The organism is Gottfriedia acidiceleris (assembly GCF_004138285.1).
Taxonomy (GTDB): domain Bacteria; phylum Bacillota; class Bacilli; order Bacillales; family Bacillaceae_G; genus Gottfriedia; species Gottfriedia acidiceleris_A.
In genome coordinates this window covers 409,508-430,940 of the sequence record NZ_SCFN01000004.1, presented here as the reverse complement: position 1 = coordinate 430,940, position 21,433 = coordinate 409,508, and the positions used below count along the sequence as shown (strand labels likewise).

The window sequence follows — 21,433 nt, the reverse complement described above, 5'->3', positions numbered from 1 at the left end:
GTCGATAATTGGCTTTTCTTTTTTTAAGAGTATTTTAAAGAAAAAGGAATGTCTCTATTTATCCTAAATGATCTTGGAGGAAGACAATGAATAAGCATGTGCAAAAACATAAGTTTATAAAAGGGTTAACAATATTGGCTTTATCAACTAGCGTAGTTTTTGGTTCAATTGGTAAAAATTCAGTTGTGACAAAGGCAGATAGTTACTCAAAAGTAGATAATCTACTTGCAAATTTAACTTCAGCTCAAAGAGCAGCTTTACACCAATTATCAACAACAGATGAAACTGGACTTAAAATTTCTTCAGATATTAATTTATCATCAGCAGTGCAAACTTCAGTCATAGTTGAGTTTGTTAATAAACCGGCTAAAATTGCTAGAATCGAAGCTAGTATTCAAGGTAAAGAACTGTCTGAAGCTGTAGCGAGTAATTTAGTAGAACATGATCACGAAACATTTAAACAAGATATTCAACAGTTAGCTGATAACAATAAAAAAGTAGATTTTAAGATTAAACGTAAATATAAAAATGCATTTAATGGTGTGTCAATGAGTTTACCAGCTAATCAAATTAGTAAACTATTAAAATCGAAAGCGGTAAAGAAAGTTTGGAGTAATCAAACATTTACCATTAATCCACCCCCTGAAGATGACAAAAGTGGTTCACTTAAAAAAGATGAATCAAACATTGCAAATTACTCGCCATATGATGGATTAGATCGCTTACATGCTGAAGGATTTACAGGGAAAGGCATAAAAATCGGTATTTTAGATACTGGTATTGATTATAACCACCCGGATTTAAAAGGCGCTTATAAGGGTGGATACGACTTTATAGACAATGATAATGATCCGATGGAAACAACATATGAAGATTGGAAAAAATCAGGAGAGCCAGAATTTGATGGAACATCAGCTTATTATACTGAGCATGGCACACATGTAGCTGGAATAATTGCCGGACAAGGAGTGGCAGATAGTGAATATAAAAAGGTAGGCGTAGCACCTGATGCAGATATATATGCATATAGAGTTCTTGGTCCATACGGGGGTGGTGACAGCGATGGAATAATAGCTGCACTTGATAAAGCTGTAAATGACGGAATGGATGTTATAAATATGTCTTTAGGTGCAACAATCAATGATCCATTATTTCCAACTTCGGTAGCAGTAAATAACGCGGTAATTAGTGGTGTGACTACAGTAGTTGCAGCAGGAAATAGTGGCGATAGCATGTACTCACTTGGAGCGCCAGGGACATCAGCATTAGCATTAACGGTTGGTGCTTCATCAGTAGCAATCGATTTATATCAATACACTGGAGTAAATAACAATAAAAATTATGTGTTAAGACAAATGGCACAAAATTATTTAGATGATTTAACAACATTAAAAGGAAAAACTTTTCAACTTGTAGATGTTGGTTTAGGAAACACTTATAATTTTACAGGAAAAGATGTTAAAGGGAAGATTGCCTTAATAAAACGGGGTTCTATTGCATTAATGGATAAAATTAAAAATGCAAAAGCAAACGGTGCTGCTGGAGTCATTATGTATAATGATGAAACAAATAAAGCAGAAGGAACAATCAAGGAACTATTAGGTGAGTCCATGGACGCAATCCCATCCTTTTCAATTGCATATGATGATGGCATAGCAATTTCTAATGCAATTAAAGAAGGAAAAACTGATTTCTCATTTGGTGATTTTTCAAAGTTACAAACAGCATCGGATGAATTAGCTACCTTTAGTTCAAGAGGTCCATCTCGAATTAATTATGATATTAAACCAGAAGTGACTGCACCGGGCGTATCAATTCTTTCAACTGTCCCTTATTATATTAATGATCAAGCAGCTGATGGTACAAAAACAAAGGATTATCAATTTGCTTATGAACGTTTATCAGGTACATCAATGGCTACTCCTTATGTAACAGGCGTATCAGCTTTATTACTTCAATCAAATAAGGATCTCACTCCGGCTGATGTGAAGTCGATCCTGATGAATACAGCTGATCCATTGTCAAAAGCATATAGTGTATTCGAAGTAGGAAGTGGAAGAGTAGATGCGTATGAAGCTATCCATTCAAATGTTGAATTAATAGTAAAGGATAAAACACCAAATATTATTAACGGTAAACAAAAATTAGTTGAAGAATTGACAGGTGGAATGAGCTTTGGATCATTTGGTTTTAATGACCAAGATATTTCTGACTCCCGTAATATTACATTAAAAAATCGAAGTGAAAAAGCTAAAACATTTAATGTTAATGTTAAATTTCAAACTGGTCAAAAAGGTTCAAAAGACGCTGCATTAAATAATGTAACTTTGTCGGGACCAACTTCGATAAAATTAAACGGAATCAGTCAAAAATCCGTTAGTTTTAATTTAAATATCCCAAAAACAGCTGAAAAAGGAACTTATGAAGGCTATATACTATTTACAAATAATGAAGATCAAACGGAGCAATACCAAATTCCGTTTGGAGTGAGGGTTGTCAACGAGGGTATTGATTCGTTTAAAGTAGAGAATTCATTATTTTCAACTGACTATTCATGGCCAGAAACGATGGTTCCGTTTCTAGGTTTCTCATTTGAATTAAAGTCACATTTGAAGACTTTAGATGTATTAATTCAAGATCCAATTACTGGACAAGACCTTGGATTAGTAGGTTCATTTGATGCTTTACAATTAAATGAAAACCAACCATATTATATTCCTAGAGGATTTAGTACTGATTACTATCCATTTACCGAAGATCCAAAAAATCCTATTAGTAGTGAAACTGAAACGATAAAAACCGGACATTATAAATTAAGGTTAGTAGGTACTAATGAAAATGGCAAAATATTTTCGGCAGCTTCAGATTTCTTATATGAACTTGGAGCACCTTCGCTTACTAGTAGTTTTGATCATTTAGAACAAAAAGTAATAGAATATAATGATCGTCAATTAGATTCAAATGGACAGTTTTTATATGATTTTAACATCAATGTAAAAGATCCAGAAGTTGAAGAGGCAAATCGTTATGGTATACCTGTTGATCAAACTAGTAATTCAGTTGTATCGTTTTTTGGAGGTTTTCCAGCAAATCCAATTAACACTGACAAAGACGGAAATTACTCTGATCAAATATTAGTTAACAGTCAATATCAGCCATTACAAGTTCAATTTTATGGAATGGATTCTGCGAAAAACCCAACTGCAGACGCTTCAAATATGTTAAAAGTAGTTTTTGTGGAAGATACGTACCCATACTATTATTTAAAAGCAAATAAACAAAATATCGCGACGGGTGATACGGTTAATTATAGCGTTCGTTCAAATAATATTAAAAACTTAAAAACTACCAAAATTTCATTACCAGTTTTTTCAGATCAGGCTGTAATTGAAAATGTGAAAGTGAATGACGTCGTTAAGCAATACGGTGACGCAAAAGTTACAGTAACAACAGAACCAAGTTATTGGCCAGGTGTACTCCAATACACATTTACTTTTAATTATTTAGGTAATAAAACACTGCCTGAGGATTTACAATTATTTAATTTCGATATAAAAACATTAAATAAATATATGGTAAGTACCCCGTTCTCATGGCATCTTATTAATTCGTCGACAATTGACCAATCAAATGTTGAGACGGATAATGTGTATACATATATGGAAGGATATAAAACGAAAACAACAATATCCAAATTAGAAGGTTCTTTAAGGTTAGAGGGTGCAATTGATCCTTCTACTAGCCAAACAAATGTTAATTTAGATCAAAGGTCTTTAGAAGCAAAAGTAACTGTTAGTTCATATGACAATAAAACGAGCGTTGAAGCACCAATCATAAATCAAAATGGTGTATTTGAAGCGGATGGTTTTAAAGCTGATAAAAATGATTACACAGTAAAAGTAGACGTTCCTGGGCATTTTACAATGTACAAACAAGTAAACTTAACCGATGAAGTACGTGGAGAGTTAGTAGGAAAAGATCAGCTAGTTACAATGCCAATTGCTGCAGCAGGTGACTCAAATAAAGATAATGTAATTGATATTTTAGATGCATTAGTTGTTCAAACATATTGGGGTACAAATAAGGCTTCTGCAGACTTTAACTTTGATAGAGTAGTTGATAAAAAGGATATGGATTATATTATTAAAAACTTCGGATTACAAAATAAAACGGCTCAAAACGTACCTAAAGCGAGGACTTCTTATAAAGGTGCAACGTTAGATAGTATATTGGAACAAGTTGGATATAAGTAATTAATAAAAAAGACAAATTAAATTATTGAAGGAAAAAGGACTCATGGAATAATTTGTGAGTCCTTTTTTTGTACATCACAAATTTAGAATTCATAATTTAAGGAAATAAAATGATCTCAATGAGAAAAGATTGAGTAGATTTTAAAATAAATCAGTTGGTTTTAGATTTGAGGAATGGCTTTTTGGTGGGTGTAATCATGTTTTTTTGTTGGCACGAATTTTGCTTAAAGAATAGTAAGAAGAGGAAATAGTAATTTCCGATTTAAGATGGACAGAAATAGGAGGTGTTTTATAATTCATTTTACTTTTTAAGAAAGTATGTTGAGTAGGCACAAATATCACTTTGTTTAGTTTCTGTGGGGATTTTTTAGAGATTATCAGAAATTGTAAATGTTTTACCCAATTAGTGTCTTAAGTAAAGTTGGTTGAGGTTGATTTCCACAACAGCCTGTTATGAGTATGTTATTTTCAACTTCAGTTATTTGGGAAAAATCGTTGCTCTTGTGGATTGGCTTGTGATCACCATTAAGATGTGAAATGTGTATTTTTTTGAACAATTTTACGATTAAATTAATTTATTCTATATAAAAAGGCTAATCTAAAAGGTAACTGTTACCTTTTAGATTAGCCTTTTTAATTGTGCTTTTTATCTTAATCAAGCAGTGGTCATTTCCTATTTATCTACTGTCTGTTAACTATTGCTCCTACGATTAAATTCATTTTTTAACTCGTTTATATACATTTTATCTGCTACTGAAAGAGGAGGATACTCATTTCGAACACATCCAACATAAAAAGGACGATGAAAAGGATTTATCAGTTCGATTGCAATAGCTTCCCCAGATTGAATGAGAGGTTCGTTTTGTACAACAAAGTCTGTGCCAATTGTTATAGCAATATTTTCTTTGACAGCACTTCTAATGCTATCGATATTATTTGTCGTGAATAATACTTCAGTCTTATTTTTTAAAAATTCTTCATAATACCATTTCAAATATTGTTCATCATGGACAACTAACGCTTCATTTTTTAAATCGTCAATTGTTAACTGTGTACATTCAGCAAGTGTGTGATTTTTACTCACACAAACATTGATTTTAACTTCTTGAAAGATATCAAAGACCATTTCTTTATTCTTTTTTATCAATTCATCATAAATCCAAATTAAACCAAAACGTAAATTTTTTTCTTTTACATCATTTAAAATTTCTAATGAATTTTTTCCGTGAACTCTAATCTTTGACTTTGGATTTTCGACTTTAATTAGTTTAATTAAATTTACTATATAATGCATTAGTCCAGGAACAGAAGCAATTGTAATCTCCTTTTGTATTTCATTATTGTTTATTGCTAGCTGTTTTAAGTTTTCAGCATGTGCTAGCACATTAAGGGTTTTTTCAATTAATTTCTCTCCCTCAGGTGTTGGAATCGTTCCTTGCCGTAAACGAGTAAAAATTTTAAATCCGAATTCTTCTTCTAAATTATTTATAGCCTGAGAGATTGCGGAAACAGAAATATGTAGATTCTTTGCTGACATGGATAGTGATTTAGTTTTCGAAACATCAACAATATATGCTAAATGGTCTAAATTCATTTTTTTGCTCCTTAAGAAATCGTTAACTGTGTTTAAGTATAATTAAATATATTTTAACCTATTTTAATTTTATAATAATTTTTGGGGATGTTTTTTAATGGAATCCTAATAAATTTTATAAGGGGAATATAAATGAGGAGAAAGAATCGCATAAATACGAAAGCGTTATCATTTTCATTAGCTTTATCTTTATTCAGTATGTCAGTAGTGAGTACTCCGGCTTATGCAACACCGAAAGAGGCTGAACCTGTAAATGTGCTTGCATCTAAGAATAAAGGTGAGAAGGACTTAGTAAATTTTCGAATTATGGAAACGACAGATATCCATACAAATTTATTAAACTATGATTACTACAAAGATGCAGCTTATGAAAAAGTTGGATTAGCTAAGACTGCTACTTTAGTAAAGGAAGCACGAAAAGAAGTTCAAAATAATGTTTTAGTTGATAATGGGGATTTAATACAAGGTACTCCACTCGGAACTTATGAAGCAAAAATTGACCCATTAAAAAAAGGAGAAGTTCATCCTGTATTTAAAGCAATGAACATAATGGGTTATGATATTGCAACTTTAGGTAATCATGAATTTAACTATGGATTAGACTTTTTAAACGAAGCATATAATGATGCTGATTTTCCGTACATTAATGCAAACGTTTACGCAGATGATCACGATCAAAATCCTAATAATGATAAAAACAAATTTAATCCTTATCAAATTATTAAGAAAAAAGTGATTGATGAACAAGGGAAGAAGCAAGAAATTAAAATCGGCTTTATTGGTTTTGTACCACCTCAAATTAATGAGTGGGACAAGGCAAACCTTGATGGAAAAGTTATCACTAAAAATATCGTAGAAACAGCTAAAAAATTCATTCCTGAAATGAGAAAAGACGGTGCAGACGTTATTGTTGCCATGACTCATTCAGGTTTTAATGCAAATAAAGAGAATACTGAAGATGTAATTTATTCATTAAGTGAAGTACCTGGTATTGATGCAATTACTTTTTCTCATACACATAAAGTATTTCCAGCAAAATCAGAGGCTACACTTGATGCATTATTTTTAGGGGCAGATAAAAAGCCATTACCAGGTGTTAATAATTCAAAAGGTACAATTAATGGTGTTCCTGCCGTTCAAGCAGGGTACGGCGGTGGTTCATTAGGATTAATTGACCTAACACTTAAAAAAGAAAAAGGAAAATGGTCAGTAGTAAATTCCCAGTCTTCTACTAGAGAAATATGGGCTGATGTAAAGGATCCTGTTACAGGTAAAACAAAAACAGAAAGTACAGTAGTTCCAGATCAAGAAATCGTAAATGCTGTTAAACCAAATCATGATTCAACAGTTAAGTATGTAAATACACCAATTGGATCTACAACCGATGATATTCATAGTTATTTTTCATTAATCAAGGATGATCCTTCAATTCAAGTTGTAACGAATGCACAAAAATGGTTTGTAGAAAAATATGTAAGCGAAAACAAACCAGAATATAAAAACTTACCAATTTTATCAGTTGGAGCACCGTTTAAAGCAGGACGCAATGGAGTAGCTGAATATACTGAAATTAAAAAAGGTGATTTAACTATTCGTAGTGCAGGAGATTTATACCTTTATGACAATACGTTAAAGGCGATTAAAGTAAAAGGTTCAACTGTAAAAGAATGGATTGAAATGTCTGCAGGTAAATTTAATCAAATCGATCCAAATAAATCAGAAGAACAAGCTTTATTAAATCCATCGTTCCCAGTTTATAATTTTGATGTAATTGACGGTGTTAACTATCAAATTGATGTAACAAAGCCGGCTAGATATGATTTAAATGGGAATTTAGTTAAAGGTTCTTCAAGTCGTGTAATGAATTTGACTTATAACGGACAACCTTTAGATTTAAATCAAGACTTTATCGTTGTAACAAATAACTATCGTGCTGGTGGTGGTGGTAATTTCCCAGGTGTTAAAGGAAGCGAACTTGTTGTAGATTCAGCTGATGAAAATCGTCAAATCTTAATGGATTATATTTCTGAATTAAAAACAATAACACCAACAGCAGACAATAACTGGTCGATCGCTCCAATTAACGGAAATGTAAATGTTACATTTACTACTTCGCCTAGAGCTGAAGAATTTATAAAAGAAAATAGTAAAATCACGTTTACAAATCGTACTGATAATGCTGGATTCGGTATTTTTAAGTATGATTTAGGATCTGCACCAAAAGAAAACGTTAAAGTTCAATTATTAGGTTTAAATGATCTTCATGGGCAGCTTGATACAGATACAAAAGTTACTCTTGATGGTAAAGAAGTATTAGCTGGAAGCATGGAATACACTGCAGCTGCAATGAAACAACGTGAAGCAACAAATCCAAATACATTAATTGTTCACGCAGGAGATATGATTGGTGGTAGTCCGTTAATTTCAGCCTTATTCCAAGACGAACCAACTGTTGAAGTAATGGAAGCGATGGGATTTGATGTTGGTACACTAGGAAATCACGAATTTGATGAAGGTATTTCTGAATTAAAGCGAATGATTAACGGTGGTGAACATCCTAAGGGGACAAAAGGATATGACGGAATGAACTTTCCAATTATCGCTGCCAATGCATATGATACTGCAACAGGGGAATTAATCACACAACCTTATACAATCAAAGAAGTTGGTGGTAAAAAGATTGGGTTCATCGGAGTGGTAACCCAAGAAACACCTACAATGATCGTTCGAAAAGGAAATGAAACTCTTGAAATTCGAGATGAGGTTGAAGCGATTAACCATTATACTGATATCCTTAAAAAACAAGGTATTGAGGCAATCGTAGTATTAGCACATAACCCAACTCTTCAAACTGGTAAAGCAGATTTATATGATGCAACTGATATTGCAGAAAAAGTTGATGATGAAGTTGATGTTATTTTTGCTGCTCATAATCATGTATTTAATGACAAAGTAGTTGATAATAAATTAATCGTCCAAGCTTATTCATATGGCTCTGCATTTTCTGATGTAGATTTAGAATTAGATGCAGTAACAGGTGAAATTGTTAATAAAGAAGCAGAAGTAGTAACAGTTTATCAAAAAGACTATACGCCAGACCCTACAATTTCTGCGATCATGAAAAAATATGAAGACTTAATTGCACCAATTAAAGCAGAAATTGTTGGTGATTCTATGCAAACTTTACCAAAGGGATATCCATCTTCAGAAACCCTTGGTGATTTTGCACTTGGAAATTTAATTGCAGATGGAATGAAAGTTGCGATGAATGCCGACTTCGCTATGATGAATGGTGGTGGAGTTAGAGCGCAACTAGATGCTGGACAAGTTACGTTTGGTGACTTATTTGCAATTCAACCATTTGGAAATGTATTAAATAAAGTTATGCTTAGTGGCCAAGACATTGAGACTGTATTAAATAATCAAATTACAGATAAAGGCTTAGACTTCCATATTGCTGGATTTAAGTATACGTGGGATTCATCGACTAAAAAAGTAGTAGACATCCTTTTACCGAATGGTAGTAAAATTGATCCAAACAAAGAATATTCAGTTGTAGTAAACAATTATATGTACGGAAATGTAAAATATGGTATTGGCGAACGTTCTACTAATTTAGAAGTAGGACCAGAAGATCTTAAAGCAACTGTAGATTATGTTAAATCACTTCCAAGACCTTTCGTTTATGAAGTTGAAGGAAGAATTCAAAAAGTAAATTAACATATCAAGCGACTAAATAAAAAAATCTCATTCTGATCTATTAGAATGAGATTTTTTTTAGATTCAATCCACTTTTTAACCTTTTCCCAATTATCATAAGTTAGAAGTATTCGTTTCACAAAAAAAAGTAGGATCATTCGGTTTATTTCGTAAACTGAATATCTTGCCCCGTAATGAGAAAAGCGGTAAATGGGATATGAATGTCCGACTAAATCTTCTTGATTTTCTAATTTGCTAGAATGATGGATCATTCCGAATTTGTATGTAAAGTTTTTACATATATTTGGTTTAACCTATCTGTTTTATTCATTTTTTAGTAAAAAAGTATGAGGATTCATATAGTTCACATTTCCTGAATCTCTCTTTTATAAAACTGAATATTCATAATATATTGTCAAAAACAACTTGTTGTATTAATATTAACTGTAAGCGAATACATATCCCGTTGCCAGTTCCTTTCATTTCGGTTGGAGCTTTGCACGGAATACCTGTTTTGCGGGAGGAAATAAATTGTACAGTAAAAATACTATCTATCTTATTGGAGATGCGAAGACTTCATCCAATAATCCAATCATGCAGAAATATAATGCTTTTTTTATTGGATTGGTAGTCGATCGGACAAGTCATTTTATTGTTGATGCTGATTGTTCAGCTACCATTTCATTAACTTCATCCTTTGTGAAACACTTATTTGTCGGACAATCAATGTTGAATGTTGATGGGGTAACCAATGAAATTAATACACGTTATTTTGGTTCATCACAGAAAGCACTGACAGTAGCCTTCAAAAATGCACATATTAAGTACATGCAAATAATTGAATCTTAATGCTGCTTTATCTATTTTCGTAGATGAAATCCAGCTATTAGCAGGGCATATCCCTTTCTAATAGCTGGATTTTTTATTTTACATCATCATTTTTTAATAATTTTCTAGGGAATTTTTACTAGTGGCAGGTTGTATTAAAACTAAAGCAAAGAAAGGAAAGATACTATGATTATTCAATCTATAAAAGTGGAAACAGAGGTATTCCCTTTAAAAAAGCCTTTTAAAACGGCTCTTAGGACTGCTACTGAAATAGAGAACATCTTTGTTTATGTCGAGTTGGAGGATGGAATAGTTGGAGTCGGAGCTGCAGCACCTACTTTAGCCATTACTGGCGAATCGAAAGAAAGTATTGAAACCATTTTAAAGACTGTTCTTACTCCTTTATTAGTAGGAAGAGACATTAGAAATATTAATGAACTCTCTCTATTAATTGAACGCTCTTGCGTGGGGAATACAAGTGCGAAGGCAGCTATGGAAATTGCACTGTATGATGCATTATGCCAACTTCTTAATCTTCCACTCTATCAATATCTTGGAGGGCGGACAAATCAATTAAAAAATGATATGACCGTTAGTGTTGGAACAGTGGATGAAATGAGTCAGGATGCGATGCAAATAATCAAGGATGGTTTTTCTATTTTGAAAGTCAAAGTCGGAAAAGATTGGTCGACTGACATTGAACGTATTATGGCAATCCGTGAAAAAGTCGGTAATCGCGTCACAATCCGAGTAGATGCCAACCAAGGTTGGACTCCAAGACAAGCTGTTTCGATTATCCAAGAACTTGAACAGTTGAATTCTAATATCGAGTTAATTGAGCAACCCGTACATGCAGGAGATATTGATGGACTAAAATTTGTTAAGCAAAACGTCAAAACACCAATCATGGCTGATGAAAGTCTTTTTTCTCCGCAAGATGCATTACGTCTTATTAAAGAGAATGCAGTTGATCTTCTAAATATTAAGTTGATGAAGACGGGGGGAATTAGAAGAGCACTGCAAATTGCAGATATTGCAGAAAGAGCGAATATTCCTTGCATGATAGGAAGTATGATGGAAACTTCGGTCTCAGTACTTGCGGCAGCACATATAGCTACCGCTCATCCGAATATTCAAAAAATCGATTTGGATGCGCCACTTTGGTTGAAGAATCAAGATTTTGATGGAATTGAGTTTATTGGGGATGAAGTTCATTTATCATCCTTACCAGGTTTAGGGCTTCACCGAAGATTATCAAAAAGTCTTCGTTAAAATAGGGAGAGGGGTTTTACGATGAAAAAGACAAAAAATTTAATATTGAGTTTATGTGTTGCAGGTACTTTACTTTCTACAATGACAAGTCAATCATTAGCAAAATCACAAGAAGAACTTACTCCAGGGGAGACAGCTTACGTTGATGTGTCTGTTTCAACCCAGTGGACAACAAACGGTAGGTTCCAAGTTAGAGATATTGATGCGCCATCTTTAAGCAATCCAGTTGATCCGCGTCAATGGTCAGCTAATATGGAAGATACTGAAGTTCGACGTTGGCTAACAAGTTATCTTGAAACTCAAGCAGTATATGGTACAAAAGTAACTATTTTAGAGGAGTCGGGAGACTGGGTGAAGGTTGCTGTAGATGGACAGCCTACACCACGTAATACATTAGGTTATCCTGGTTGGATGCCGAAAAGACAATTAACGACGGATGATCGTTTAGAGAATTATAAGGATACCCCGTTTATTATGGTATCAAGTCAAACAGCTTGGTTGTATGATGGAAAAGCCTTAAATCATAAGTTTATGGAGATTAGCTTTAATACGCGATTACCTGTTATTAAAGACTTTGGGGATGTTGTAATGGTTGCAACACCAGATGATGGAAATAAATTTATTAAAAAAGAAGACGTGGCAGTTTATCAAAATGAAAATCAGTTTCCTAAAGCAACACCTGAAAATTTAATTAAAACGGCGAAGAAGTTCCTTGGTTTACGCTACTTATGGGCTGGTGTATCAGGATTTGGTTTTGATTGCTCAGGATTTACATATAGCTTATTTAAGTCATATGGTATAACGATTCCACGAGACTCAGGCCCTCAATCTAAGAATGGTAAGGAAGTAAACAAAGATGAGATTCAACCTGGAGACCTACTATTCTTTGCAAGTAACAACGGAACAGGATCTGTACATCACGTTGCAATGTATATCGGTGATGGTTTAATGATTCAGGCTCCTAATGCTGCTAGAAGTGTTGAAATCATTCCACTAAACACTCCTGGGTATATCGAAGAATTCTCAGGTGCTCGTCGTTATTGGGAAGAATAATTAAGGAAAGTTGAAAAACCATGAACAATTGCACTTGTTCATGGTTTTTATTTTTTACTCGTAATGTTAGTAGTCTCTTAAGATTTAGATTCTATGATACTAGAATTATTCTGCATTTTCTCCGCTAATTAATCAATTAATGAAGTTATTCTTCAGTTGGAAAAAATTGGATTGTAGGATAATAGATTCATTTTGAATGAAGTCTATCACTCTCAACTTGCTTGTCCCATAGGATAGAGGGAAAGAGATAGGAAATCGTTTGAGAAGGAAGCAATATTCTCGTTTTCTATCGTTTCTTTCTTATTTTAATTGGAAAGGAGGGATATATGTTGGCTTCTATTCAAAAAAGTGTAGATTCTTCTAGCTTAGCTGAAGTAATCGACCGTATTCTTGATAAAGGTGTTGTAATTGATGCATTTGTAAGAGTATCACTAGTCGGCATTGAGCTTTTAGCAATTGAAGCTCGTGTTGTCATCGCAAGTGTTGATACTTGGTTACGATATGCAGAAGCAGTAGGATTGCTGAAAGACGAAGAAGAAGAAGAGGAAGAGGAAGTTGCTTAAGCAAGTAGGGCCAAGGCTATGCTTTGGTCTTCTTTTTTAGACAAGGAGGCTACTATGGAAATTATTAAAATACTAGAAGTAGTAAAAACTTTTTTTGGGCAATATATTCGACCAGTTCATAAAATTACTCACGTCCATAAATCTGACAAGGGTTGGGAACTAATAGTTGAGGTAATTGAGGAAAAAGAATATATGAAAGCTCACGCTAAAGATGAATTATTAGGAGTTTATTCTGTTTTGCTTAGTGCTGAATTAGAAATTGTATCATTTCAAAGAAAATCTTTGCGTGCTAGAGGCGCAATTCTACATGAATGAGGGGGAAAACTATGGAAAAAAGCTTTATATCGTCTCCTTATTTGAATAGCTTAACAGAAAGGATACTGTCATATTTACAATCTGGATTTTCAGTCCATCTTACAGGACCAGCTGGTGTTGGAAAAACATCGCTCGCACTTCATATTGCAAAACAACTGGGTCGACCATCACTGTTAATTCATGGGAATCATGAAATGTCAAATAAGGATTTGCTTGGGAGTTTTAATGGCTTTACCAACAAAAAAATAATCGATAACTACATTCATTCCGTTTACAAAAAGGAAGAAACTATCAAAGAAACATGGGTTAACGGTCCGATAATAGAAGCCGCGACAAAAGGGTATACATTGATTTATGATGAATTCACTCGGTCACATCCAGAAACTAACACCTTATTTTTATCAATGTTGGAAGAAAGAGTGATCCCTCTATATGGGATGAAAAGAAAAGAATCTTTTTTACCTGTGCATCCTAACTTTTCAGTTATTTTCATAAGTAATCCACAAGAGTATATTGGCGTATTCGAAGCACAAGATGCACTACTTGATCGATTGATTACGATTCCGATAGAAAAAATGAATTTTGAAACAGAATGTTCCATCGTTTCACAAATAACTGGATTATCGGAAAAAGAAAGTCTTTATATTGTTAATTTAGTGCAAATTGTCCGTCATCACTGTAGAAAAATTGAACCTCAAAGTCTTCGTACCACTATTAAACTAGCCTCGATCGCAAAGCAAAAAAATATCCCAATTACAATTTATGATCAACAGTTTCAGATCTTATGCACAGATATTTTTTGGTTTCATCTTAAGCAAGCTGATAAAGTTCAAACATACTCACAAGCAAAACAATTCATTGTAAAATCTATAAGTTTACAAATGGAGGGAAGTTGAAATGAGTGAAGGTGTTTATCCTTTTTGTATCATCCAAACGAATATCAATCCCGATTTCGGTTTCACAAAATGGGAAGGAAAGGCAATTAAATTATATCCAATCCGATATAAAGAAATTGTGATGATTGTTTCAGACGTTCCTGATCAGGACTATCTTCCAACTCGTACGAATGTACTAGCCCATCAAAGTGTGATTTCTTTCGTTATGAAACAGTTTACCGTCATTCCAATGAGTTTTAATAATGTATTTTCCTCTTCAGAAGAGATTCATTTATTATTAGAAAAACTGTATGACGAACTGCGATCAATCTTTCAGAAGATAAGCAATAAGATTGAAGTTGGTTTAAAAGTAATTGCGCGTAAGGAGTGGTTGGAAGAAGAAATACGTATGAATGGTGACATACAAAAACTTAAGGAGAAGGTAAATCAGCAGAAAGAAGCAGCTTTTTACGAAAAGATTAAACTTGGAGAAAAAACAAAAGACTTTTTCTATGCTCTACACCACAACCTATACAAAGCGATTTATTCACCTCTTTCTACACTTTCGAGTGCCTCTAAATCAAACCCTCCTATATACGAAACAATGCTTCTTAATGCTGCTTTTTTAATTGATCGCGGGCAAGAAGAAATCTTTGATGAAAAAGTTAATGAGCTCTATGAAATTTGGAAGGATAAAGTAGAATTCAAATATTCTGGACCATGGCCTGCTTATAACTTTATTCAGTTAACCATAAAGGCAGGAGAAAAGTCATGATTTTTAAAGCTTTAGCCTTTCCGCTAAAATCAATCATTCTATTAGGTGAAAAAATAAAAGAGGAAGCTGACCGCGTTTTATTTGATTCGAAATCGATTGAGCAGCAATTGATCCGTCTACAAATGATGTTTGAATTAGGAGAAGTCACAGAGGCCATTTATGTACAACAGGAAGAGGAACTACTTTTGCGTTATCAAGTCGCAAAAATGAAAGAACGGGAGGCAGGCAGTTGAGCATTTATTTATATGGTTTGCTACCGACAGGCCAACTAACAGATTCACCATTTTATTCTGTGAAGGGGATTGATCATGATCAAACTTGTTTTGAAATTGTTGAAAAAGTAACCGCAGTTTACTGTTTTTTAAGAGAAGAAGAATTTGCTGAGGCGGTTCTAAAAAAGAAGATGGACAATCCAAAATGGGTACACAAACATGCGGTTCATCATCATGAAACAATTGTAACTTATTCTAAAAACTATTTATTTCTTCCTTCAAAGTTTTGTACGGTCTATTCAAGTATAGAAAAACTAAGAGAAGATTTATCGGAAGAGCAACTTAATATCATTTCCCTTTTTGAGAAATTAAAAGAAAAGGAGGAATGGAACGTAAAGATGTACTATGATAAACCCAAATTTTTTAAAGAATTGGAGCGACATAGTAAAGTAATTCAAAATATGAGGGATGAATTGAAAGTACTATCTCCTGGGAAACAATTCTTCATGAAGAAAAAGCAAGGACAACTACTTGAGAATGAAGCGCAAAGTGAACTACGTTTAATATCTCAAAGCTTGGAAAACACCTTAATAAATTCAACGGTTGACAATATAACAAGAGAAAATTGGAGCCGAAATGCTACTGGCCGAAATGTAGATATGATCTACAACTGTACTTCTCTAATCCCAAAAGACAGCAGAAAGAAATTTGAGCTGCTAATAAAAGAATTTATACAAAAGTATGAGGATAAAGGGATTATCGTTGAGATTTCTGGACCATGGCCATTTTATCATTTTGCTCGTCTGGATTGTAGAAAGGCATGAACAGTAAAAATGATAACATCACATTATTAGATATTTTAGACGGCGTTTTAGATAAAGGAGTAGTTATTTCTGGCGATCTCATCCTTTCTATTGCAGATATTGATTTGGTATATGTGAATATTTGCTTACTAGTGACAGCAGTTGAAAATATTCAAAAAAGGGGGAATTGGAATGACAGCGAATCATGCAATAGCTGAAAGAATTAATATGAATCCAGAAGATGTTGAACATGGACTAGCTCAACTAGTACTTACAATTTTGGAATTACTAAGGCAACTTGTAGAGCGGCAAGCTATTAAAAGGGTTGAAGGCGGTACACTTACAGATGAACAAATTGAAAAACTTGGTACAGCCCTTTTGAATTTAGAAGAAAAAATGGAAGAATTAAAAATTGTTTTTGGACTTGAAGGAAAAGACTTAAACATCGATTTAGGACCTTTAGGAAACTTAATGTAAGAAAGGAGAAAATATGCAACATTCAGCACAATCTACTAATATTTTAGATATTTTAGAGAAAATTTTGGATAAAGGAATCGTCATCGCAGGAGATATAAAAATCGCCTTGGCAGATGTTGAATTACTCACAATTAAGATCCGACTTGTTGTTGCTTCAATTGATAAAGCGATGGAAATTGGGTTAAATTGGTGGCAGGACGATCCATATTTTAATTCAAGTGTAAAAGGCAAGCTTTTGCAAGATCGAATTAATCGAATAGAAGACAAGTTAGGCATACAACAAAATGAATAGTATGAAAAAACTCTACTAAAATCTTGGTCAACCTTTATACTTCGAGAAGAAGCTGTCTCAATAATAAATGAAGAAACCCGTAAGGAAACTATTCTTTGCGGATTTTTTTTGTTTTTCTTGAATGATGATCGGATAATTAATTTGTTTTAAAATGTTGTGGGGTAATATCTACCTTATAAAGTAACTGTTTTACAATAAAAAGTTAGGTAGCTTATAAGACCTGAGTTCGGTATTCGTTTGCACTTAGTTCTTTTATTTTTGCCTTCATTCGTATGTGTTTGTAATAAAATTCTAAATACTAATGTATTTTAATCTTCCCTATAGTAGGACTTTTTCCTTATTTTTCTGTTGAATAATTTGAATATTCTACAAATTAAATGTATTTTCGTTTAATTTTCCCCAAATTCACTCGAATTTTATTTTTTATATTTAGAAAAAATAAAATTTTCCGACAAAATAATTCGTGTTTTTCCAAAATAAATACATAAAATTCGTGTTTATTTTACATTACAATCCATTAACTATTGGAAATTACGACTAATGAACTAAGGAGAAATAATTAGGGGAATTCCCCCAATACAAGTTTATTTATAAGGAAAGTACAATTAAATTGTATTTATTGGTGACCACATAAAATAGGAAAATAGTAAAACGATAGTTGCCAGTTTAAGTAACTATTAATCTATGGATAGCAAGTGGATTTAAATAAATATAGATTAAATTTTGGGGGAGTTAGTAATGAAAAATGGAACATTGAAAGCATTCAAAGTTATGTCAACAGCAGCATTAACATCATTGATTTTTACATCCTTTTCAGTTTTTGCAGAAAATAACGATGTATCATTCCAAACAGTACCGACAGACGAAATAACAGAACAAGGAGCTCCACTTGTCTTCAATAAGAGTAGTGAAACAGATCAAGAGAACTCAATGTATAAAGACGTTAAAAGTGAAGATGCTCAAACAAATAACTATAAACCAGACGAACTTGTTCATTTAATCGTACAAGTAGATGAGCCAACGGAGAACGAGGTTACATCTCAAAATAAACGAACACTATTTACAGAAAAGCAAGACAATGTTATCGAACAATTATCAAAAGAAAAAAAATCTAAATCGAATGATACAATGAAAGTGAAGCATCGCTATTTTGAAGGATTTAACGGATTCAGCGTAGAAACAGAGTACAAAAATATGAAAGAGATTCAGTCTATTCCAGGGGTTTCACATGTTTCTGTTGCAAGAACATATAAGGAAAATATGGCAGCAAGTAAAGAATTAGTACAAGCTCAAAAGGTATGGGAGCAATATGGTTATAAAGGGGAAGGATTAGTAGTAGGAGTAGTAGATTCAGGGATTGATTATACTCACAAAGATATGAATCTATCTGATGAGGCAAAGGCGAAAGAAAAATGGACTCAAGATAAAATGAATCAAAAAATGGCACAGACAGATGTAAACGAAATTTGGTATTCTGATAAAGTCCCAACAGGCTATGACTGGGCAGACAACGATACAAATGTCATTCCTGGACCAAAAGGTAGCCCGCATGGTACACATGTTTCTGGAACAATTGGAGCAAATGGTGACGAAACGAAGGATGGAGTAGTTGGAATTGCACCAGGAGTTCAGCTTTTAGCTGAGAAGGTATTTTCAGATAGTGCTAGCGGAGCCTACGAGGATGATATTATTGCTGGTATTGAGCATGCTGTCACAATGGGGGCAGATGTTATCAATATGAGCTTGGGCGTAGATTCAGGTTATGTTGATGAAGATTATGATCCAATTCAAAAAGCGATCCGCGAAGCGACAGAACAAGGGACACTTGTAGTCGTAGCAGCAGGGAATTCTGCATACAGTACGCAGAATAGGCTAGTTCCTTCTACATTAAGACCATATGCACAAGATCCTGATATTGGAACAGTCGGCTCACCAGGTGTAAGCCCATATGCACTATCGGTTGCTTCTTATGAAAATACGAAAATGCATGTGTATGCATTAGGCGATGAAAGTGGTCTATCAGTACCTTTCCGAGATCAAACTCAATTTGCACCTTCTTATAATTTTAAGGTTTCAAATAATTTAATAGCAGATCAAAGCTATGATATGGTATATGTAGGCGAAGGAAAGAGTGCTACAAATTATCCTAAAGGTAAAACTGGCTATATTGCAGTAGTAAAACTATTAAACCAATATAGTACTGTTTCATCTATACAATTTACAGCAAAGGCTGCAGGAGCAAAGGCTATTATTATGATTCCACCTGCGGGTTGGTCAGATTATACTAGTCTACCAGTAACCCCAACTGCAGTACCTACAGCTTCAACAAGTAAAGTTCTAGGTGAAGCCTTGTTAAACAAAATGCAAAATATGCCAAGCGGTCAATATTTAAGTTTGAAGTATAAAGGTGGCACTTATGTAGATAACCCAGCGAAAGACACGATGTCTTATTTTTCATCAATGGGCGCACCACATACGTTAGATTTTAAACCTGAAATTTCTGGACCTGGTGGAAATATCTATTCTACTATACCAGGTAATAGTTATGAAGTAATGAGCGGTACATCGATGGCTACGCCTCATGTTGCAGGTGGCTCGGCTTTATTATTACAAGCACTTTATCAAAAAGGATTAACACATTCAGAAGATACGGTTTTAAAAGCAAAGCTGGCTTTAATGAATACAGCTAATGTTGTGATGGATCCAAGAACAAACGGTGAAGTTCCTTATTCACCACGTATTCAAGGTTCTGGCTTAATGAAAATTCAAAATGCGATCAATACACCGGTTATTGTCAATGCTAGAAACACACCTTTAGAAAAAGCTGGAGCTGTTGCTTTAAAGGAAATTGGACAAAATACAAGCTTTAAATTAAATATGGAAGCATTTGATGCTCCTAAAGGGAAAAATAATAGTGCTGATATTGAATACAATGTCTATGTTGATTTATTAAAAGACAGAACTGAAACGAAGGAATTTGATTTTAATGGTGATGGGCAAACAGAACCAAGAGACTATTTATCATTAACAAGTGAACGTATTAGTGGTGCAACTGTTACTGTCAATGATAATATTGTTTCAGAAAAAACAGGAGCTTTAGTTAAAATTAAACCAGGTCAAACAAAAATGCTGACTGTTAATGTCTCATTACCAGATTCCTTAAAGAAAAATAGTTTTGTAGAAGGATTTGTTCGTCTCGTACCAGTAGAGAAAGATCAAGATAAAGCAGTTTCTCTATCTATTCCTTATATGGGCTTCTATGGAAAATGGGATGAACTACGTAATATCGATTCACCAGCTTGGGAAAATGATTCCTTTGCAGGACATACTGCACTTTGGGATGATATGACAGAAGGTGGCGCGCCGTTAGGATACACTGGAAAAGGATTTAAGCTGAATCATATTGCTTATTCGCCAAATTATCTTAACACTGGAATCTATGCGGGATTCACAGCCTTACGTAATTTAGAAAAAGTTGAATCCTCTATTGAAGATAAAGATGGAAATCTTATCAAATATTTAGGAGACTTTAGTGAATACACTGGAACTGGGGAACCATGGAAATTTAGTAAAAATATCTTGTCATATGGGGTTTATAATTATGATGGTTATAAATGGGATATGAAAGACACATCTGGAGAATATGTTCCTGATGGTGAATACGAATATGTGCTTAAAACAACATTGGATTATCCAAACGCAAGACCTCAGATTGTTAAAATGCCAATGATCGTTGATTCTATCGCTCCAAAAGTTTCAGATATTAGTGTTACGCCAAAGAATGGAAAATATGAAATCTCCTTTAAAGCGGTAGATAGTGCAACTGACTATATGAATGCAATTGTTTATGTGAATGGTCAATATTATGAAGTGAATAATGAGGCAACATCTCTACTTGTTAACGCAGAACCGAAAAGTATTGTCATCTTAGCACTTGATTATGCAGGAAATGTATCTTGGACTACATGGGGAGATCCAAGTTATATAAAATATGGTATGGCGATTCAAACTTGGAGTGTACTACCGTCTACTGGTATAAACCAAACCAAACCGGCAAAAATTTCTGGTTATGCTTATAACCGAGGTGACTGGACGATTAATGTAAAAAATTCAAGTGGGCAAATTGTTGATACATCCTACTTGAAAAATGAACATACATTGAAAGCAAACTGGGTACCTGATAAAAATCTTCCAAACGGAACGTACTCGATCACATTAGATCTTGTTACAAAGGATGGTTTTAAAGTAACAACAACGCCTAAAACAGTAACGGTTGTTCAATAATTTTAGGTGTTAGGTAAATACTAGAATGAAAATAAAAATGTCAGACTAGTAGCTTATCATTTGAAATATATATTTCCCCTAAAAATAAAACCAAGAATACGAATGTATTCTTGGTTCTTTTGTTTGTTTTAGAACAGC

General features: G+C 33.7%; 16 protein-coding genes and 1 pseudogene. 15 read left to right on the top strand and 2 right to left on the bottom strand.

The genetic code is table 11. The annotated features are described in order from the left end of the window. Window positions 1-86 precede the first annotated feature (86 nt). On the top strand, window positions 87-4,253 hold the full coding sequence (locus EP747_RS08640; protein ID WP_129689507.1) for a S8 family serine peptidase: 4,167 nt from the start codon (window positions 87-89) through the stop codon (window positions 4,251-4,253). A gap of 691 nt (window positions 4,254-4,944) precedes the next feature. Here EP747_RS08640 and EP747_RS08635 read toward each other — a convergent pair. Next, window positions 4,945-5,847, bottom strand: a complete 903-nt coding sequence (locus tag EP747_RS08635; protein ID WP_129689506.1) for a LysR family transcriptional regulator — start codon at window positions 5,845-5,847, stop codon at window positions 4,945-4,947. 132 nt (window positions 5,848-5,979) lie between these two features. On the opposite strand from EP747_RS08635, the gene EP747_RS08630 reads away from it, so the two are divergent. The 13 genes from EP747_RS08630 to EP747_RS08570 all read left to right on the top strand — a co-directional run bounded on the left by EP747_RS08630 (window position 5,980) and on the right by EP747_RS08570 (window position 17,011). Then, window positions 5,980-9,567: a bifunctional 2',3'-cyclic-nucleotide 2'-phosphodiesterase/3'-nucleotidase gene (locus EP747_RS08630; RefSeq protein ID WP_129689505.1), complete on the top strand. Its 3,588-nt coding sequence runs from the start codon at window positions 5,980-5,982 to the stop codon at window positions 9,565-9,567. A 510-nt stretch (window positions 9,568-10,077) separates the two neighbouring features. Continuing rightward, window positions 10,078-10,395 (top strand): DUF3870 domain-containing protein, encoded by a 318-nt coding sequence (locus EP747_RS08625; RefSeq protein ID WP_129689504.1) that lies wholly within the window; start codon window positions 10,078-10,080, stop codon window positions 10,393-10,395. A 165-nt stretch (window positions 10,396-10,560) separates the two neighbouring features. Beyond that, window positions 10,561-11,646 carry a dipeptide epimerase gene (locus EP747_RS08620; RefSeq protein ID WP_129689503.1) on the top strand — a complete coding sequence of 362 codons (1,086 nt, stop codon included), beginning with the start codon at window positions 10,561-10,563 and terminating at the stop codon, window positions 11,644-11,646. Between the two features lie 21 nt (window positions 11,647-11,667). After that, the gene (locus EP747_RS08615) at window positions 11,668-12,699 is read left to right on the top strand and encodes a C40 family peptidase (RefSeq protein ID WP_129689502.1); all 1,032 of its coding nucleotides are present in this window, start codon (window positions 11,668-11,670) and stop codon (window positions 12,697-12,699) included. 326 nt (window positions 12,700-13,025) lie between these two features. Further along, window positions 13,026-13,262, top strand: coding sequence for a gas vesicle protein GvpJ (gene gvpJ / locus EP747_RS08610; protein ID WP_069033480.1), 237 nt, complete (start codon window positions 13,026-13,028; stop codon window positions 13,260-13,262). Between the two features lie 54 nt (window positions 13,263-13,316). After that, complete coding sequence (gene gvpO / locus EP747_RS08605) at window positions 13,317-13,577, top strand: gas vesicle protein GvpO (RefSeq protein WP_129689501.1); 261 nt, start codon at window positions 13,317-13,319, stop codon at window positions 13,575-13,577. Between the two features lie 11 nt (window positions 13,578-13,588). Then, window positions 13,589-14,473: a gas vesicle protein GvpN gene (gene gvpN, locus EP747_RS08600; RefSeq protein ID WP_165346926.1), complete on the top strand. Its 885-nt coding sequence runs from the start codon at window positions 13,589-13,591 to the stop codon at window positions 14,471-14,473. A gap of 1 nt (window position 14,474) precedes the next feature. After that, the gene (locus EP747_RS08595) at window positions 14,475-15,227 is read left to right on the top strand and encodes a GvpL/GvpF family gas vesicle protein (protein ID WP_129689499.1); all 753 of its coding nucleotides are present in this window, start codon (window positions 14,475-14,477) and stop codon (window positions 15,225-15,227) included. Further along, window positions 15,224-15,460 (top strand): gas vesicle protein GvpG, encoded by a 237-nt coding sequence (locus EP747_RS08590; protein WP_129689498.1) that lies wholly within the window; start codon window positions 15,224-15,226, stop codon window positions 15,458-15,460. Before EP747_RS08595 ends, EP747_RS08590 begins: the two co-directional genes overlap by 4 nt. Next, complete coding sequence (locus EP747_RS08585) at window positions 15,457-16,263, top strand: GvpL/GvpF family gas vesicle protein (protein WP_165346924.1); 807 nt, start codon at window positions 15,457-15,459, stop codon at window positions 16,261-16,263. The genes EP747_RS08590 and EP747_RS08585 overlap by 4 nt, the downstream gene beginning before the upstream one ends. Then, window positions 16,260-16,460, top strand: coding sequence for a gas vesicle protein (locus EP747_RS08580; RefSeq protein WP_165346922.1), 201 nt, complete (start codon window positions 16,260-16,262; stop codon window positions 16,458-16,460). Before EP747_RS08585 ends, EP747_RS08580 begins: the two co-directional genes overlap by 4 nt. Then, on the top strand, window positions 16,435-16,719 hold the full coding sequence (locus EP747_RS08575) for a gas vesicle protein K (protein WP_129689497.1): 285 nt from the start codon (window positions 16,435-16,437) through the stop codon (window positions 16,717-16,719). Before EP747_RS08580 ends, EP747_RS08575 begins: the two co-directional genes overlap by 26 nt. A gap of 13 nt (window positions 16,720-16,732) precedes the next feature. Beyond that, on the top strand, window positions 16,733-17,011 hold the full coding sequence (locus EP747_RS08570; protein WP_129689496.1) for a gas vesicle protein: 279 nt from the start codon (window positions 16,733-16,735) through the stop codon (window positions 17,009-17,011). 211 nt (window positions 17,012-17,222) lie between these two features. Here EP747_RS08570 and EP747_RS25350 read toward each other — a convergent pair. After that, window positions 17,223-17,288 (bottom strand): annotated as a pseudogene (locus EP747_RS25350) (hypothetical protein); the annotation flags it as partial. 461 nt (window positions 17,289-17,749) lie between these two features. Between EP747_RS25350 and EP747_RS25195 the strand changes: the two are divergent. Next, the gene (locus EP747_RS25195) at window positions 17,750-21,295 is read left to right on the top strand and encodes a S8 family serine peptidase (protein ID WP_129689495.1); all 3,546 of its coding nucleotides are present in this window, start codon (window positions 17,750-17,752) and stop codon (window positions 21,293-21,295) included. Window positions 21,296-21,433: the final 138 nt, after the last annotated feature.